Raw genomic sequence first — 17,779 nt, 5'->3', positions numbered from 1 at the left:
CAAACTCTAATAGTATGAGGACATGGTTGGGATGGGGATCCGGCCGCAAGCCTGCCCCCTTCTGACCCAAGACAGAGGAGCACCCGCGTGCCTTCATTCTCGAGCACTTTGGAACAAGCCATTCACGCAGCTCTGGCAGCGGCGAATGAACGGCGACATGAGTTTGCTACGTTAGAGCATCTACTACTGGCGTTATTGGAAGAGCCTGACGCAATCCGGGTCATGAAAGCCTGCAGCGTCGATCTGGACGAATTGCGCAGCACATTGGTCGAATTCATTGATGAGGATCTGTCAAACCTCGTCACCGATATCGACGGGTCCGAGGCCGTGCCAACGGCAGCATTCCAGCGCGTCATCCAGCGCGCGGCCATTCACGTGCAAAGCTCGGGCCGGACCGAGGTCACAGGCGCGAACGTACTGGTCGCCATCTTCGCCGAACGCGAAAGCAACGCCGCTTACTTCCTGCAGGAACAGGACATGACCCGGTATGACGCGGTCAATTTCATTGCGCACGGCGTCGCGAAAGACCCGGCCTATGGTGAAAGCCGCTCGGTCTCAGGCGCGGATCAGGTCGAAGATGAAGTGCAAGCCACTGCCAGCGACGAAGATCAAAAAGAAAGCGCCTTGGGTAAATATTGCGTCGATCTGAACGCCAAATCGCGCGCAGGCGATGTGGACCCGCTGATCGGTCGCGCCGATGAGGTCGAGCGCTGCATTCAGGTGCTGTGCCGCCGCCGGAAGAACAACCCGCTGTTGGTAGGCGACCCCGGCGTGGGCAAGACGGCGATTGCCGAAGGTCTGGCGCATAAGATCGTTGCGGGCGAAGCCCCTGATGTACTGTCGAACACCACCATTTACTCGCTCGATATGGGCGCTTTGTTGGCCGGAACCCGCTATCGCGGCGATTTCGAAGAGCGTCTCAAAGCGGTCGTGACCGAGTTGGAAGATCATCCCGATGCGGTGCTGTTCATCGACGAAATCCACACAGTTATCGGTGCCGGGGCGACGTCAGGCGGGGCCATGGACGCGTCCAACCTGCTGAAGCCAGCGCTTCAGGGGGGCAAGCTGCGCACCATGGGTTCGACTACCTACAAAGAATTCCGTCAACACTTCGAAAAAGACCGCGCGTTGAGCCGTCGGTTCCAGAAAATCGACGTGAACGAGCCTTCGGTTGAAGACAGCGTGAAGATCCTGCGCGGTCTGAAGCCCTATTTTGAAGAGCATCACGCCATCAAATACACAGCGGATGCGATCAAAACCGCTGTGGAACTCTCGGCGCGCTATATCAATGACCGTAAACTGCCGGACAAGGCGATCGACGTCATCGACGAAGCGGGTGCCGCGCAGCATTTGCTGGCCGAAAGCAAGCGTCGCAAGACAATCGGTGTGAAGGAGATTGAGGCCGTCGTCGCCAAGATCGCCCGTATCCCGCCGAAGAACGTCACCAAGGACGATGCGGTGGTTCTGAAAGACCTCGAAGCCTCGTTGAAACGGGTGGTCTTCGGGCAGGACGACGCCATTGTGGCCTTGGCCAGCGCGATCAAACTGGCGCGCGCCGGGCTGCGGGAGCCTGAGAAGCCCATCGGCAACTATCTGTTCGCCGGTCCGACCGGTGTGGGTAAGACCGAGGTCGCGAAACAGCTGGCCGACAATCTGGGCGTGGAACTGCTGCGCTTTGACATGTCGGAATATATGGAGAAGCACGCGGTCAGCCGTCTGATCGGTGCGCCTCCGGGCTATGTTGGCTTTGATCAGGGTGGTCTGTTGACCGATGGCGTCGACCAGCATCCTCACTGCGTCTTGCTACTGGATGAGATCGAAAAAGCGCACCCGGATGTGTTCAACATCCTGCTGCAGGTCATGGACCATGGCGAACTGACCGATCACAACGGCCGCACGGTGAACTTCCGCAACGTGGTCCTTATCATGACCTCGAACGCAGGCGCGCAGGAACAGGCAAAGGCCGCGATCGGCTTTGGCCGCGACCGTCGCGAGGGCGAGGACACCGCCGCAATCGAGCGGACCTTTACGCCGGAGTTCCGCAACCGTCTGGACGCGGTGATCTCCTTCGCGCCGCTGCCGAAAGAGGTCATCCTGCAGGTGGTCGAAAAGTTCGTTCTGCAGCTTGAGGCGCAACTGCTGGATCGCGGCGTGACCATCGACCTGACGCCCAAAGCCGCCGCATGGCTGGCCGACAAGGGTTATGACGACAAGATGGGCGCGCGCCCTCTGGGCCGCGTGATCCAGGAACACATCAAGAAGCCTCTGGCCGAAGAGTTGCTGTTTGGCAAACTCGCCAAGGGCGGTGTTGTTCGTGTCTCGGTCAAGAAAGGCGATCTGCACTTGGATATCCTCGGCCCCGATCAGCCGCGTATTCCGGGCAACAAGCCTCCGCTTTTGACGGCGGATTGATCTAAGGCCACTAAAAGAGAAAAACCCGCCAGTGTTTGGCGGGTTTTTTCATGTCGAAAACCCTTGTGGTCAAAGTCCGTTTGTCACAGCCCAGTTTGGATCTGACGCGCTGGAGCGGTATGGGCGACGGCCCATTTGCCCCGAACCGCCCAATAGCCAGATAGCAGGCTGGACGCATAGCGCATTCCTAGCTGATCTTGAGACAAGGCCGAGAGCACAGCAATGCTCAGATCGCGGGCTTTGCGCAACCTCCCCGCTTTGGTCGGCTTGAAGTACTCGAAATCAATGAACCTGATCTGCTGCCCATCCCAACACATATCGCGAAACGCGGGGCGGCCATGGGCCAGATCTGACCCATGAAGCCGCGCCAAAGCCCGGCCTGCGGCGCGACAGGCCGTGTGTTTGCAGACAAGCTCACGGGAGCGATCCCCGCAAAAACGGGTGAGGCTGATACCCGCATCCTCGACGGCGATGAAATCGGGACCCTCGGCCAAGATGCGCGGCACTGGGGCTCCTTTGTTCCACAAATAGCGATGCGACGTCCGGTCCCTAGAAAATGCCACCTTAGGGCAGCCTTTGACCAGCCAAAGGTGGGGCGCAAAATGCTCGACTCGTTTAAGCCAGAACCTGTCTCCGCTTGCAGTCTGGCACAACACAACCCGTCGGTATGATGCTCGCAATGCCGTTTCAATCGTGCAGTACAGGTCTGCTACCCTATGGGCCACGCGCGTCTCCTCTCAACCTATGACAGTAATCTAGGTTTGAGACTGGTGTGTTTCATCGGGTGCGGGCGGCAAATCCAGATCGCAAAGGCGGTTTTTCGCCACGCGAGGGCCTTAGCGCTCGGTCAATTTCAACTCAATTCGCCGGTTCTGTGCCCGCGCCTCGGGCGTGTCTTCCGGGTTGACCGGTTGGAACTCTCCGAATCCGTTCGCGGCCAAGCGATTGGGCGGAATACCCAGCGCTTCGACCATATAGCGCACGACGGAGAGCGCCCTCCCCTGGCTCAGTTCCCAATTGTCGCGGTATCGACCCGAGCCAGCCAAGGGCACATTGTCGGTGTGTCCATCCACCCGGATCACCCAGTTCAGACCTTCCGGGATTTCGGCAGCAACTGTGCGGAGGATCTCAGCGACTTTGGCGACCTCCTGCCGGCCTTCCAGCGACAATACTGCAGAGCCTGTGGCGAACAGCACCTCAGAGGAGAACACGAACCGGTCGCCTTCGATCCGCACGCCATCTTGGTCGCCCAAAACGTCGCGCAGGCGGCCGAAGAATTCCGACCGGTAGCGTTGCAAATCCTCGGCCTGCGCCGCGAGTTCCTCATTCTGTCCGGCCAGCGCTTCGGCCTCAGCCTCGAGGCGTTGACGCTCGGCCTCTTCCAGCAGGCGGCGGCGGCGTTCCTCGGATGCGGCGCGGGCCAGAGCTGCGTTCAGGTCCTGCCCCAGAGACTGGATTTGAATTTCAGCGGCCGTATTGCGGTCCTCGTAGTCATCCAGCAGAGCCTGCAGCGATCCCAATTGTCCGCGTAATGCTGCGATCTGCTGGTTCAACAAAGCGGCCTCGCGCTGCGCCTTTTCGGAAACCGCTTGCTCCGCCGAAAGCGTCTCGCGAGCTACGGCCAGCAATGCATCGCGCTGTTCGGCTAAGGAACGCTGGGATGCTGCATCTTCCTGCGCCTCGGCCTGCGCTGCCAGAGCGGCCTCCAACTGGGCCTCCAGCTCTTCCGCGTTCAACTCGCCAAACTGTCGTTCCAGTTCTGCGCGGGCGGCATTTGCTGCGGCCAAAAGGGTCAGGGTATCTTCGGCCTCTTTGCGCTGTGCCTCTAGCGCAAGGGTCATGGCGGTCAGTTCCGCATCGGCGTTCTGAAGGCGATCCCTCAGAGCTTCGGCAGCGGCAGCCTCCGCCAGCCTGCCAGCCTCTTCCGCACTTAGCTGATCTTCGAGTTGAGCGATCAGTGCCGCACGTTCCTCGCCGCTTTGTTCCAGATCGGCGACCAAAGCCTCCAAAGCCTCACGGCGGGCTGCAGCAAGGCGGGCGGCTTCGGCTTGGGCGTCAATTTCTTCGCGGCTTTGCGCCAAGGCCTGATTCAGACTGTCGCGTTCGCCCAAAAGATCCGCCTGTTGCGTCTCAAGTGCCGCAATTGCGTCTTGCGCCCGTGCCTGATCAGCCAACAGCGCCGCAACTTGAGCCTCAAATCCAGTAATCTGGCTTTGCGCCTCAGCCAGACTATCTTCCGTTTCGGCCAGTGTGGCATTCAAGGCCCCCAACCGCGCTTGCAGACGGCTATTCTCACGCTCTTCCAACCCTAAAGCGCCAGCCAGCGCAGCAACTTCATCCGCAAGGGTCGTCAGCTCATCCTCCTGGCCCGAGATCGTTTCTCGCAGAACGAATTGGATGACCATGAAGATGGTCAGCACGAAGGTCAGAACCATCAACAGACCCGTCATCGCATCGACGAAACCGGGCCAGACCGAGCCCTGGAATCGTTGACCGGTGCGGCGGGAGAGGGCCATGGGTTATTCCCCCTCGTGCGTGGTTCGAACCGCGCCGCGTGGCAGGGTCAGAGCCTTCACCAGCAGTTCGATATCCTTGCGGAATTCGTTCATGCTGTCCTGACGACCGGCGGAGATCTCTTCGAGGATGCGCAGCAACTGAACATCCATCGAGCGCAGGCGCATCCGGCTTTCGGCGTCGATGCCCTCGCCCGCACCGTGTTCGCGCATGTGATCCAGCAAGGCGTCCTGCCCCAACGCAACACGCTCCAGCGCGGCGGCAACGCCTTCATTTTCCACCTGACGCTGGTTCATTTGTCCGATGACAGTGACCAATTGACCAAGCTTGTTGGACACGTCGGCCCGCTCGGCCTCCTGCGCCGAGAACAGATCCTGCAATGCGTTCATCTGATCCGACATAGCGTCCAGAACGGGCGCCAGAACGGCGACCTCAGCCCCACCGTCCTCGCCCGAGGCAAATCCGACCCGAGTGATGCCCGACAGCCATTCCTCAAGCTCGCGGTAGAAACGGTTCTGTCCGTGGCCGGCGAAGACCTCCAACAGGCCCACGATCAATGACCCGGCAAGGCCCAGCAAGGAGGAGCCAAACGCAACGCCCATCCCCTGCAACTGCGCCTCAAGGCCCGTCATCAAACGGTTGAAGACGGCCAGCCCCTCTTCCCCTTCCTGCGGGTTCAGGCTGCGAATGGTGTCGACAATTGCGGGCACCGTGGTGGCAAGTCCAAAGAACGTCCCCAACAGGCCCAGATAGATCAGAACGTTGGTGATGTAGCGCGTGATCTCACGCTCTTCTTCCACCCGTTCGGCTACTGAGTCCAGAATAGACCGGGTCGAGGTGGAACTGATCTGCGACCGCGCACCGCGTTCTCGCAGCAGCGAGGCCAATGGCGCAAGTAATTGAGGGGTGCGCGCATCCTCATGCACCACGCCACCCACAAAGGCCTCGATCCAGCGGACCGAACCGATCAGCTGCGCGACCTGATAGAAACAGGCAAAGACGCCGATGATGAACACCAGCAAGATGAAGCCGTTCAGATAGGGGTTCGCAAAGAAGACCGGCAGCACATAGGGCAACGCCAGAAACACCCCGAGGCCCGACAGGCCGATTGCGATCAGCATCAGAACAATCTGCCTGATCGGTTGCGAGAAATGCGGTCTCGCGCCCTGTTGTGCCTGCGCCATGCGCGTTATTCCTGGTTCTGCCTGCTCTGGCCTGAATCTAGCGAAAAGACGCCGATGACGCCAAGGGTTTATGCGGTGATGCTGCGCACCCGTTGCGACAACCACTCAAGATCGGGATCGTGCAGGCCGATCTCGGCCAGATGCTCGGTGGTGTTATACAGATATTCCGTGTTTGGACCGCGCCCGCCAACGGCATGGGCGATGATCTGAGCCTGCTCTTCCAAAGGCATGCCGCCGCAATATTGAACGTGATCGGCATCAATCACATAGGTCACGGCATTTACGACCTCACCATTGTCCAAATGCACGTCCAGCATCTTTTCGACATAGGCCGACGAGATCAACTCGCGCTCACGCAGTTCTTGCAGAGTGCGGTCCTCATGCCCGGGCTCCACAGCAAGCGCCAATCCCTTGCAATGCGCCTCATGTTGTTCGTCCAACGCAAGCACAAGGCCGGGGTGATCTTCGGTGCCGCGATGGTGGATCGAACTCATGCAGAAAGAGCGTGCATATCCGTGCAGCATCGCAAGCTCGGTGCGCGCCACGGGAAAGCCCGGGTTCCACAGTAGCGACCCATATCCGAAAACCCACATCGTCATTGCTCTGGTCCTTGCCCGTTTGGGCCTATAAACATCAAATCCGAGGCAGGAAAAAGGGCCAATGCTCATGCGTCGTCTGATACGAGTGTTCATTTTTATCGCCATCGCATGGAGCGCCTATTGGTTCATCGCGGGCTATGGTCTGCGCAATGCGATCACCAGCTGGTTCGATGCCCAGCAGGCGCGCGGCTGGCAAGCCGAATTCTCAGGCGTTGAAACGGCGGGCTACCCGACACATCACACCACCCGCTTAAACAACCCGGCGCTGGCCGATCCGGTCAACGGCACCGCCTGGAGCGCCGATTGGATCGAGTTTCAAAGCCCCGCAATCTGGCCCGGTCGGCAAACCCTCAGCTTTGCCGATACGCCTCAGCGCCTGTCTTATTTCGACCAGACCGCGACGATCGAGGCCAAGGCATTGCAGGCCGAGTTGGAACTGCAACCCGGTGTCGCATTGGTGCTTGAGAAGATGGCCCTGACCGCTGGTCCTTGGCTGATCAGCGAAGAGAATGAGGCGCTGGCGGGCGGTGGTACCCTTAGCGTCATCATGGAGCAGACCACTGCGCCCGAAGCCTATGCCATCACGGCGCAAATTGACGGGTTCACCCCCGGTGAAGATTTGCGCGCGCTGATGCAATCGGCGACCTCGCTTCCCCAGCGGTTCGAGACGCTACAGTTGGATATGTTGACCACGTTCGACAAGCCTTGGGACCGGAGCGCGCTAGAGGACAGCCGCCCTCAGCCCGTCGCCATCGACCTGAACCTGGCCGAGGTCAAGTGGGGCGAGTTGCGCCTGTTTGCAGCCGGTGAGTTGGATGTAGACTCGCAGGGTATCCCAACCGGTGAGATTGCGATCAAGGCCGAGAATTGGCGTGACATGATCGCAATGGCGAATGCCGCCGGCGCCCTGCCCGATCAAGCCGTCGACCCGGTAACCCGCGCGCTCAATTTTCTGGCCGGACTGGGCGGCAACCCGAACGCGCTGGACCTACAACTGAATTTTCGCGACGGGTTCGTGGCTCTGGGGCCGCTCCCTCTTGGCCCGGCCCCACGTCTGATCCTGCGCTAGCGACAGTAAGATCCCGTGCGATACCGCGCCGTATCCAGATGAAAATGGTCCCGATGATACCTGTCTGAATTGGGTCCCAACACGGTGCCAAACGGCCCGCAGGCCCCGCGCCAGATCTTCTTGAGTTGCTTTTGCGAGGGGTTCTTGCGCCATCCGTTCAGGACGGTCACGACCTCTCCGTCCGCCATGACAAAGCCGGAAATATCGATGGCGCGGCCCTTGCCATGCTCAGAGACTCGCGCGCCTTTCTGGTTGTTACGCGTGCGGCAAGCATAGTGCGCGGCAACCTGCAGCTGCACCACAGGTCCACGACGTTTGAAGGTCGCCTTGACGGTTTTGTCGACCCATTTGTTCAACGCGATGGCCGTGCCGCAATCCATCGTTGACGCTCGACTGAGCGTCACTCCAGAGACCGACGTGATCTGGACCGCATCCTTGACCCCGCAGGCCTTTGTTTTGCTGGAGACACGCCCGACAGGTTTGCCTTGTATCGCGATATCACCGCAGACCGACCCCTTGCGCAGCTTGCGCTTTTTGAACAGCACCTCCTGCTCCAATGATTTGGGTCTGAGGTAGGGCATCAAAGAGGTATCAGGCCCCAGCAAGGGCAAATCCATCGGACGCGCAGCTGCGGCGATCAGCTGAGGCGAATCGGGTCGTGTTTCGGGGCGCAGGTTCGGGATGGTCAGATGCGTTGCTGCCCGGCTGGAGATCGTGACGATGCCGGCAGTTTCGACTGCTGCGCCGGGACGCGCAACTGGATAAAGCGATTGATCGGGGGCGGTGGCTTGGGTGGATGTGGCCCAAAGCGCTGCAACAAACGCGTATCGCAAAACCTGTTTCATGACCCTGCCTTTCCCCGGCCAAAGTCCGGCGCGTCGGTATCCTGACCCGCATCAATAATCCCACGCCGGATCGCGCGGGTGCGGGTGAAATAGTCGAACAGATGCTCTCCGTCCCCGGTGCGGATCGCACGCTGCAGGGCGAAAAGCTCTTCGGTGAAACGGCCCAGAATCTCAAGCGTCGCGTCCTTGTTGGTCAGGAACACGTCGCGCCACATGGTTGGGTCCGAGGCCGCAATGCGGGTGAAATCCCGAAAGCCCGCAGCCGAGTACTTGATGACTTCACTATCGGTCACCCGACGCAGGTCATCGGCAACACCGACCATCGTATAGGCAATCAGGTGCGGCGCATGAGAGGTCACGGCCAGAACCAAATCATGATGGTCCGCGTCCATCTCATCGACATTGGCCCCCATGCCTTCCCACAAGGCCCGCAACTTGGCTATGGCCTCAGGGTCCGATCCTTCGACCGGCACAAGTAGACACCAGCGATTGTCAAAAAGCTCGGCGAACCCGGCCTCAGGCCCCGAATGCTCGGTCCCGGCCAAAGGGTGCGCAGGGATGAAATGGACGCCTTCAGGGATATGAGGCGAAACGGCCTCGATCACGCTGCGTTTGACCGATCCAACATCCGTCACCGTTGCCCCCGGCTTCAGCATCGGGGCGATGTCCTGTGCGACCACGCCCATCGCGCCAACCGGAACGCAGAGGACGACCAGATCTGCGCCTTCGACCGCCTCTTGCGCGGTGTCGCAGACCCGATCACACAAGCCGATCCTGCGGGCTGTGTCGCGGGTGGCTTCAGAGCGGGCATAGCCGGTGACTTCGCCAGCCAGACCTGCGCGCTTGATGGCCCAGAACATGGATGAGGCGATCAGACCCAACCCGATCAGCGCAACACGGTCGTAAATCTGGCTCATGCTACGCCCTCTTTGAATGCGGTGATGGCTGCGACGACACGGCGGCAGGCTTCCTCATCGCCCACGGTGATCCGCAGCGCGTTTGGCAGGTTGTAGCCCGCAACACGCCGCACAATCAAACCCTGCGACTTGAGGTATTCATCGCATGCCTCAGCCTCGGCCTGATCGGTAAAGCGCGCGAGGATGAAGTTGGTGAAAGACGGGTCAGACGGGACGTCGATCTTGGCCAACTCATCCGACAACCATGTCCTCAGGCGCGCGTTTTCAGCCTGACAGAAGGTCAGGAATTCGACATCGTTGACGGCCGCTTCGGCCGCAGCCAGCGCAGTCAAAGACAGATTGAACGGTTGGCGCACCCGGTTCAGCACGTCGATGATCGACTGATGCGCATAACCCCAGCCCACGCGCATTCCGCCCAATCCATAAACCTTCGAAAAGGTCCGGGTCATGATCACGTTCTCATGGGCATCCACCAGAGACGCCCCGCCGTCGAAACCGTCGACAAACTCGGCATAAGCCCCGTCGATAACCATCAGGCAGCTATCCGGCAGACCCTGCGCCAAACGCTCAAGCTCCTGCTGCGAGATCATGGTTGAGGTCGGATTGCCGGGATTGGTGACAAAAACGATCCGCGTCTGCGCGGTTACGGCTGCCAAAATGGCATCCACATCGACCTTGCGCTCGCGCTCGGCCACCATGACCGGCGTGGCCCCCGCCATCCGAGCAATGATCGGATACATGGAAAATCCATGTTCCGTGTAAACCACCTCATCCCCCGGCCCTGCATAGGCCTGAGCGATGAATTGCAGTACTTCGTCACTGCCCACACCGCAGATGATCCGCGCCGGGTCCAGACCATGACGCGCGCCGACCGCATTGCGCAGGCTGGCGTGGTCGGTGCTGGGATAGCGATGCAGGGTGGCGGCGCTGTCGCGCACCGCCTCAATCGCTTTGGGGCTGGGGCCAAACGGGTTTTCGTTGGAGCTGAGCTTGATCACATGCTCAACACCCGCCACATGCGACTGGCCGCCCTGATACAGCGCGATGTCCATAATGCCGGGTTGAGGGGTAATCTTGGTCATGAGAGGCTCCGTTTATTGGGCCTCTCATACCTGTCTCAACGCGTTCAGAAAAGCAGCAATTCCATCATGCGGCTTTGAAGCGCGCAGTCGCCGGGTCGGCATCGTAGAACGGCGCGAATTCTTCGGTCCGGCGAGACAGGTCATTGACGCTGTCGATGATGAACTGGACCGTTTCCTCGCGCATCAGATACGAGAAGTTCAGGCGCACCCATCCGGGCTTTTTCATCTCTTCACCGGCGGACAGAGCGGCGTGCAATTCCTCTGACGCGGCTCGATCTATACCCAGAAGCCGATGCGCGTAGGGCCCGGCACAGGCGCATCCTCCGCGCGCCTGAATGCCGTATATGTCGCTGAGCATTCGCGTGAACAGTTGCTGATGCACCGGTTGCCCTGCGTTGTCGCGCACAAGGAAGGAAAAGATCGGCAGGCGATGCGCGTTTTCTACGCCCAAAAGGGTCAGGTTCGGGTTGTCTTTCCACCCCTCCAGCGCCATTTGGTTATATTGCGCTTCGCGGCGGGCGATCTCATCTGTTCCGACGACATCCTTGACGATGAAGGCGAGTGCGGCGCGGATATCACCGATCACATTGGGCGTTCCCGCTTCCTCTCGCGTTGACAGGTTCTCGCTGTAGTCGTGGCGCCACGGCGAGACGAAACTCACCGTCCCGCCGCCGGGCCAGCTGGGGCAACGGCGCTGTACAACGCTCTGGTTCACGACCAGCACGCCCGACGCCCCCGGCCCGCCTGGAAACTTGTGCGGAGACACTACGATCGCATCTTTGCGCGCATCCGCAGGCCCCATGTCCATCGGCAGGTAAGGCCCACCCCCGGCATAGTCCCAAACGGCCAAAGCGCCATGTGACTTGAGCAAGCGCGTCACTGGATCGGGATCGGTGATGATCCCCGTGACATTGGACGCAGCTGAAAATGACCCGATCACCAGATCCGCATCGGCGTAAGTGTTCAGCGCCTCCTGCAGCGCGCGCAGATCAACGCCCCCTTCAGTCGCTTCCGGAATCTCAACCACCAGAGCCTTGCTCTCGCGCCATGGCAAAATGTTCGAGTGATGCTCGTAAGGACCGATTAGGACAACCGGTTGATCAGCTTCCGCCACCCCGAGCAGACTGACCAACCGGTTGAGGCCCGCCGTGGCGCCGGACCCGGTAAAGATCACCGCGTCTTCTCCCCTCGCGCCAACAAGGCGGGCTATCTCGTCGCGCGCTTCGCGACGCAGACGGGTCATGTAGGACCCACAGAAGGAGGCTTCGGTGTGACTGTTGGCATAAAACGGCAACACATGATCGGCCACAAAGTCTTCGACCTGTCGCAACGCGCGACCCGAAGCAACGTAATCCGCATAAACAAGCGGCACGTCCCCCTGCAGACCCGGGATCAGAACATTCTCTCCGATCAGCCCGTCGCGCAGGTGGGAATTGTGGGTGGTCGAACAGAGATCCGCACGAAATTTGGACAGGGTCATAGCATTGGCTCCTTACTGTAAGTCCAATGTGATCCATCCAAACTGTGGAAACATTATCGTTCTTTGCGTAGAAATCATAATTTTTGTGTCATATGATTAGATATGAGCCAAAATTTAGATCGAATAGACACTCACATCCTGAGAGAGCTTCAAAAAGACGCCACCCTTTCGCAGCGCGAGCTGGCCGATCGGGTCGGGCTGTCCCAGAACGCGTGTTGGCGCAGGTTGAAAGCGCTGAACGAAAACGGGGTTCTGATCGGGTCAACTGCGCGCATCGCGCGCGAGACTTTGGGGCTGAACCTCGTGGTTTTCGTCATGCTGCGCACCCGCCATCACTCAGCCGAGTGGCTGCAGGCGTTTCGCCGCCATGTTCTGACCATTCCCGAGGTTGTGGATTTCCATCGGATCGGCGGTGACTATGACTATCAACTGAAAGTCGTGACCCAGGATATGGCGTCTTACGACAAGGTCTACCAACGCCTGATCGAGAAGGTTGAGCTGGACAGCGTGACCTCTTATTTTGCGATGGAAGCGATCGCCGAAGGGCGACCACTTCCGATCTGAACTCAGGCCAAACCAAGCATCGCTTTCATGACGCCGATAAAAGTTGCGTCGTCCAAAGCCTTGCGATTGTCGAGGTATTCAACGGCATCTTCGCCGGCACGATAGCGCAATGTGTCGGTGTCGTCCGTCACCGCGGTCAAAATGACATCGGCGACAACACTCGGCGGCGACGTTCGCGCTGCCATTTCTTCCGAGCCCCACGTGCTGAACAAGGCCTGCACGACAGGTTGATACTCGGCCATGCTCTCGTCATTGACGAAATCAAACGAGCGGCCACCAAAATCGGTGGCAATCAGACCAGGCTCGACAATCTTGACCTTGATACCAGCCGCAGCAAGCTCGTAGTGCAGCGACTCTGATAGGCCTTCAACCGCGAATTTTGTGCCATGGTAGAGCGTTCCGAGGGGGAAGGTAATTTGTCCACCAATGGACGAGATATTGACGATACAGCCCGAACCATTTGCGCGCATATGCGGCAGAACGGCTTTCGTCACAGCTAACAACCCGATCACATTGGTATCGAATTGCCGCCGGATACGCTCCATCGGGAAGGCTTCTAGCGGTCCGTAAGCGCCGTATCCCGCGTTGTTCAATAGAACGTCAATCTGACCAAAACGCTCAATCCCTTCTGCAACTGCGGTCGCAATTGAACCCTCGTCGGTGACGTCCAGACGTGTGACCAGAACATTCTCGAGTTGCGTCAACTCGGCTTCCTTGCTGGGGTTGCGCATTGTGGCAATGACGTTCCAGCCCTGCCGGTGAAACAGCTCAGCCGTAACTCTGCCAATACCAGATGAAGCGCCAGTTATGAGGATAGTCTGTGCCATGGTCATTCTCCGCAATTGTTAGCCTGACCACTAGATAGGTTAGAAAACTGCGATACGCCTGCCGAATTCTCCTCAATATCTGCCTAATTCTCTAACCCTCAGGATTCTGGCTGTCGAGAACATTCTGAATTGTCCGGTGTAGGTAACATGCCAATTGTCCGCTTCAGTTGATTGCGCGGTGGCCCAATTCGGAGGGAGCCGTAGGCGACCGTAGATTTGGGCCACCGCGTTCGCGCCACGTCGAAGCGGGTCACGCGACTTTGTGTTTGCTATCCTCCTGTGTGATGGGTGATCCGTCAGGCTGGTAGCGGCCAATGCATCTCGGGCCGTGGAAGATGACCAGTTGACCATCGGGGTATTCGTGGACCCTGACCTTCGCCTTGACGAAATGATGACGGTGCCTGTCTGCCGCGATCTGCATGACCAGGCCCTTGTAGCGCACCGTATTGTCGTTGCCGACGACGCGGTCTTCCTGCACACACAGGGTGTCGCGCACATTGCCTGTAAACGGCACGAAGGCCGAGGTCGTATCCTCCGGCTCCTTTGCAAACAGGGCATTGTGTTCGGGAAGATAGACCTCTTTCAGGAACTGATTGGCCTCTTCAATGGTTGTGATCCCATGGGACCGCAGTTCCTGCGGCAATCGGTTCTGGAACGTGCCAAACATGCGTTCAGACCGTCCACGGGCCTGCGGTGAATAGGCCGGGATCAGCTCAATGCCGAGTTGCTGCAAGGCGCGCCCGACCTGGGTCAGATTGTCCTTGTCCACTTTGCCGCCCGCTTCGGGCGTATGCCAGTAATGAGAGCCCCGATCGGCATAGAGCGAGCAAAACAGACCTTGCGCCTCGATCACCTCTGTCAGCCCCTGAAAACTGCTCATCGTCCCTTCTTCCTCGACAAAGAATGCCGAATAAACCCGGTTGGTGGCATCGTCCATGGTGACGATCAGATCCCACCACTGACCCGGAACCCATTCATGGCTGGAGCCGTCCTGATGCAACATCATGCCAACCATCGGACGGCGGGGCCGCTTGCGCCGATGGGCACCTCGTCGGGGTGCTGCCTGAACCCGGCCGTGGCGCTGCAGTGTAAGCCGCACCCAGTTGTAGCTCTGTGTGAAACCATGGTGGGCCACCAGCTTCTCGTGGAAATGCTTCGGCGTGTAATCCCAGTACTTGGTATCAAACAGTTCAAGCATCTCCATGACCTTATCCGTGGCAACACGATTGTTGGCCAGTTTGCCAAGCCGACGGTCGTACAGACCTTCTGCACCATCCGCCTCAAATCGATCCTCCCAACGCCTGACGGTGCGCACGGATACACCCAGTATCTCAGCCGCCTGTTCTTGCGTCAGCTTGTTCGCGCTTCGCCGCGAATACACATCTTCAAACTTCATCAGTCGAACTTCCTGTAACACTTCTGCTCGGTTCATAACGCCTCCTCTCAGAGACAGAATAGAACCGGACAGATCGCATGTTACATACACCGGACATATCGCGTGTTAGCGACAACCCTCAGGATTCTGGCTAGCACTGACCTCTTGCGCAAAATATGCTGGATGAGGCAGTGGGGACACCATGACACAACATGATTTAGTTGAGAAAATCTGCGAAGCCGTGGGCGGACAGGCAGAAGATGCTGCTTTCTACCCCACTGCACTGGACGGTTTCGGCCTTCTTCATGATGTCAAAACGAAATCAATAGAATCGCAGGTGTATGAACCTATTGTCTGCCTAGTTCTACAGGGGAAGAAAGAAACACGTATCGGCGATCGCCTTGTTCACTTCGGTGCAGGCGACTCTCTGATCGTCAGCCATTCACTTCCGGTTTTGGCCGCTGTCACTGAAGCAAGTCGGGAAAAGCCCTATGTCGGTCTCGTATTCTCGTTGGACTTAACCATCTTACGCGGGCTCTATGACTCTATCGGTTCGGAACCTGCTGGAATCGAAACAGCCCAAAGCCTTGTCGCATCAAAAGCCTCGCCCGATCTGATTGACGCCATGACTCGCCTGTTTCACGTCAGTCTAAACCCTACGGATGCAAAAATTCTCGCACCAATGATCAGCCGTGAAATCCACTACCGACTCCTACAAGCAGATCACGGTGGCATGCTGCGGCAGATGCTATGGCGCGACAGTGCCGCCAGCCGTATCGCGCGCCAATAGACATCATTCGCGCGAATTTTCGAACAGCCCTGCCCGTCTGCGATCTGGCACAAAGCGCTGGCATGAGCGTTTCTGCCTTTCACGCCCATTTCAAAACGGTAACAACCACCTCACCACTGCAGTACCAAAAAGACCTCAGGCTGCTGGAAGCCCGGAGGCTATTGTCGCACGGTTCGCTCAGTGTGTCGCAAGCAGCTTTTGAGGTTGGCTATGAAAGCCCGACCCAGTTTAGTCGGGAATACTCGCGCAAATTCGGCGTGCAACCTCGTCAGGACATCGGATCAAAATGCATAGCTTAGAAACAAAAAAAGGCCGCGCTGAAAGCACGGCCTTTGTAATCTCGAGTGGCAGCGAACATTAGTTCTTCGCGTAGAATTCGACGACCAGGTTCGGTTCCATCATGACCGGGTAAGGCACATCGCTCAGGCCCGGTGCGCGTACGAAGGTCGCGGTCATTTTCGAGTGGTCAGCGTCGATGTAGTCAGGAACATCACGCTCGGCCAGAGCAACAGCCTCCAGAACAACAGCCAGTTGCTTGGACTTGTCACGCACTTCGATCACGTCGCCTTCTTTGACACGGTAGGACGGGATGTTGACCCGCTTGCCGTTCACTTTGACGTGGCCATGGTTCACGAACTGACGTGCAGCAAAAACAGTCGGTACGAACTTGGCGCGGTAGACAACGGCGTCCAGACGGCGCTCCAGCAGACCGATCAGGTTTTCACCGGTGTCGCCTTTTACACGCTCAGCTTCGGCGTAGATGCGACGGAATTGCTTCTCAGTCAGGTCGCCATAGTAGCCTTTCAGCTTCTGCTTGGCGCGCAGCTGCAGACCGAAGTCCGACAGTTTGCCCTTGCGGCGCTGGCCGTGCTGTCCGGGGCCATATTCACGACGGTTGACCGGGGATTTCGGACGACCCCAGATGTTTTCGCCCATCCGGCGGTCGATTTTGTACTTGGCAGACGTGCGTTTGGTCACGGCTGATCTCCTTTAAAGTGGCATTTCAGCTTGATCCGAAAACCGGTTCCCACTTTTCGAGCCGAAATAGCGTCTCCGCTCGGACCGGGCAGTTCCAGTTCAGACCAGGCGTGGTGCCGGGTTGTAAAGGGCGTTGTCCTCTTGAGGTTTCCCCCATGACAGGCATCCCCTTGCGGGGGCCACCAACACCAATGAAGCCGCGCTTATATCTGCAGAACTGTCAGAGTCAACACGTCCCGACGGCCCTGCTCAAATTTCTTGAAGGGTTTTTAGGCCAGCGGGTTCAACGCCAGCCAGGTAACCAAACCTATGAAAAGTAACCCGGCGCGGATTTTCCTGGAAAGGCCACCACCTTTGCGGTTGGCTGCGGTACACTCTGCAGGTCGGCACCGGCATGTGTTACTTCGCTGATCCAGAAATCCTGATCCCGAGGCGGACAGCCAGTGTTGAACACCAGAGTCGGCCATTGTTCGTCATCTTCTACGATCAAATCTGCCGCAAAGCGTTGCGCCCCATTGGTCAATGTGACCGTACCGCAATACTCGCCCGAGATATCTTGCGGTGCTGAGAACACGTCGCGGGTGCGCATAGCGGTAGAACCCATATGTCCCAGTTGCTCAAGACTTTGTTCTGCCTCTTCGCCCAACACCAGAGCCTGACCACGCCAAGACCAAGCGGACCCGACCGCCAAAAAGGCCAAAGGCGCAGCCTCAAGCCCATCAAGCTCAGTTTGATTCCATGAAATGGCTACACGACCGTTATATCCGGCTCTCATATACCTGCTCGCACTTATCAACACCCCACCCAGTACTCAACCCGCTTTATCAGGGGAGATTCCGGCGGAAAAGAGACAGAATTTGAGCAATCACGTGAATGTTGCCGAATAGAATCAACTATCCGTGATTAAACCTGTGCCACCCAAGCTTTCAGACGCGTGTATAGGCGCGGTAAGTGTATGAAATAAAATATAATAATTGAAAATCTAAAACCGCAGGCGGCCGTGGTCGCTCTGCAGTTTCAGCTTGAGACTTCCCGTCTACACCTCAACTTCAACCTTGCCGATCGGGTTCGAACAGCACGCCAGGATGTAACCTGCTGCGATGTCATCCTCGGAGATACCGCCGTTGTGGACCATGTGAACCT

17 protein-coding genes and 1 pseudogene are annotated in these 17,779 nt (G+C 58.3%); 5 read left to right on the top strand and 13 right to left on the bottom strand.

Going from position 1 to position 17,779, the window contains the following annotated elements:
- Positions 1–87: 87 nt before the first annotated feature.
- Positions 88–2,412, top strand: coding sequence for an ATP-dependent Clp protease ATP-binding subunit ClpA (gene clpA / locus ACOERD_RS00255; protein ID WP_170460457.1), 2,325 nt, complete (start codon positions 88–90; stop codon positions 2,410–2,412).
- Between the two features lie 83 nt (positions 2,413–2,495).
- Here the strand turns inward: clpA and ACOERD_RS00250 are convergent, their stop codons facing one another.
- From ACOERD_RS00250 to ACOERD_RS00235, 4 genes are all read right to left on the bottom strand, one after another.
- Positions 2,496–2,918, bottom strand: coding sequence for a hypothetical protein (locus ACOERD_RS00250; protein ID WP_419737642.1), 423 nt, complete (start codon positions 2,916–2,918; stop codon positions 2,496–2,498).
- Between the two features lie 330 nt (positions 2,919–3,248).
- Entirely contained in the window at positions 3,249–4,928 is a 1,680-nt protein-coding gene (locus tag ACOERD_RS00245) for a peptidoglycan -binding protein (RefSeq protein WP_419737641.1), read from the bottom strand.
- Between the two features lie 3 nt (positions 4,929–4,931).
- On the bottom strand, positions 4,932–6,110 hold the full coding sequence (locus tag ACOERD_RS00240; protein ID WP_419737640.1) for a biopolymer transporter ExbB: 1,179 nt from the start codon (positions 6,108–6,110) through the stop codon (positions 4,932–4,934).
- 68 nt (positions 6,111–6,178) lie between these two features.
- Positions 6,179–6,709, bottom strand: coding sequence for a gamma-glutamylcyclotransferase (locus ACOERD_RS00235; protein WP_419737639.1), 531 nt, complete (start codon positions 6,707–6,709; stop codon positions 6,179–6,181).
- Between the two features lie 61 nt (positions 6,710–6,770).
- Between ACOERD_RS00235 and ACOERD_RS00230 the strand changes: the two genes are divergently transcribed.
- The gene (locus ACOERD_RS00230; RefSeq protein ID WP_419737638.1) at positions 6,771–7,778 is read left to right on the top strand and encodes a DUF2125 domain-containing protein; all 1,008 of its coding nucleotides are present in this window, start codon (positions 6,771–6,773) and stop codon (positions 7,776–7,778) included.
- On the opposite strand, the gene ACOERD_RS00225 is transcribed toward ACOERD_RS00230, so the two are convergent.
- The 4 genes from ACOERD_RS00225 to ACOERD_RS00210 form a co-directional block, all read right to left on the bottom strand.
- Complete coding sequence (locus ACOERD_RS00225) at positions 7,775–8,623, bottom strand: extensin family protein (protein WP_419737637.1); 849 nt, start codon at positions 8,621–8,623, stop codon at positions 7,775–7,777. The genes ACOERD_RS00230 and ACOERD_RS00225 overlap by 4 nt on opposite strands.
- A complete protein-coding gene (locus ACOERD_RS00220) occupies positions 8,620–9,540 on the bottom strand; it encodes a prephenate/arogenate dehydrogenase family protein (protein WP_419737636.1) in 921 nt (306 codons plus the stop codon). Before ACOERD_RS00220 ends, ACOERD_RS00225 begins: the two co-directional genes overlap by 4 nt.
- A complete protein-coding gene (gene hisC, locus ACOERD_RS00215; RefSeq protein WP_419737635.1) occupies positions 9,537–10,622 on the bottom strand; it encodes a histidinol-phosphate transaminase in 1,086 nt (361 codons plus the stop codon). Before hisC ends, ACOERD_RS00220 begins: the two co-directional genes overlap by 4 nt.
- A 64-nt stretch (positions 10,623–10,686) precedes the next feature.
- Positions 10,687–12,102: an aminotransferase class V-fold PLP-dependent enzyme gene (locus tag ACOERD_RS00210; RefSeq protein ID WP_419737634.1), complete on the bottom strand. Its 1,416-nt coding sequence runs from the start codon at positions 12,100–12,102 to the stop codon at positions 10,687–10,689.
- A gap of 102 nt (positions 12,103–12,204) precedes the next feature.
- On the opposite strand from ACOERD_RS00210, the gene ACOERD_RS00205 reads away from it, so the two are divergent.
- The gene (locus ACOERD_RS00205) at positions 12,205–12,666 is read left to right on the top strand and encodes an Lrp/AsnC family transcriptional regulator (RefSeq protein ID WP_419737633.1); all 462 of its coding nucleotides are present in this window, start codon (positions 12,205–12,207) and stop codon (positions 12,664–12,666) included.
- A 2-nt stretch (positions 12,667–12,668) separates the two neighbouring features.
- Here the strand turns inward: ACOERD_RS00205 and ACOERD_RS00200 are convergent, their stop codons facing one another.
- Positions 12,669–13,493: an SDR family oxidoreductase gene (locus ACOERD_RS00200; protein ID WP_419737632.1), complete on the bottom strand. Its 825-nt coding sequence runs from the start codon at positions 13,491–13,493 to the stop codon at positions 12,669–12,671.
- Positions 13,494–13,743: 250 nt separating this feature from the next.
- Positions 13,744–14,925, bottom strand: coding sequence for an ISNCY family transposase (locus tag ACOERD_RS00195; protein ID WP_419737631.1), 1,182 nt, complete (start codon positions 14,923–14,925; stop codon positions 13,744–13,746).
- 145 nt (positions 14,926–15,070) lie between these two features.
- Here ACOERD_RS00195 and ACOERD_RS00190 point away from each other — a divergent pair, with 145 nt between their 5' ends.
- Both ACOERD_RS00190 and ACOERD_RS00185 read left to right on the top strand, forming a co-directional pair.
- Entirely contained in the window at positions 15,071–15,658 is a 588-nt protein-coding gene (locus ACOERD_RS00190) for an AraC family transcriptional regulator (RefSeq protein WP_419737630.1), read from the top strand.
- A complete protein-coding gene (locus ACOERD_RS00185) occupies positions 15,619–15,957 on the top strand; it encodes a helix-turn-helix transcriptional regulator (protein WP_419737629.1) in 339 nt (112 codons plus the stop codon). The genes ACOERD_RS00190 and ACOERD_RS00185 overlap by 40 nt, the downstream gene beginning before the upstream one ends.
- A 58-nt stretch (positions 15,958–16,015) precedes the next feature.
- On the opposite strand, the gene rpsD is transcribed toward ACOERD_RS00185, so the two are convergent.
- The 3 genes and pseudogenes from rpsD to ACOERD_RS00170 all read right to left on the bottom strand — a co-directional run.
- Entirely contained in the window at positions 16,016–16,636 is a 621-nt protein-coding gene (rpsD, locus tag ACOERD_RS00180) for a 30S ribosomal protein S4 (protein WP_170374584.1), read from the bottom strand.
- Between the two features lie 307 nt (positions 16,637–16,943).
- A complete protein-coding gene (locus tag ACOERD_RS00175) occupies positions 16,944–17,411 on the bottom strand; it encodes a hypothetical protein (RefSeq protein ID WP_419737628.1) in 468 nt (155 codons plus the stop codon).
- A 261-nt stretch (positions 17,412–17,672) separates the two neighbouring features.
- A pseudogene (locus ACOERD_RS00170) lies at positions 17,673–17,779 on the bottom strand (ferredoxin); the annotation flags it as partial.

This window comes from Ruegeria sp. (assembly GCF_965199275.1).
Classification (GTDB): Bacteria; Pseudomonadota; Alphaproteobacteria; order Rhodobacterales; family Rhodobacteraceae; genus Ruegeria.
This window is presented reverse-complemented; position numbering and strand designations above follow the sequence as displayed.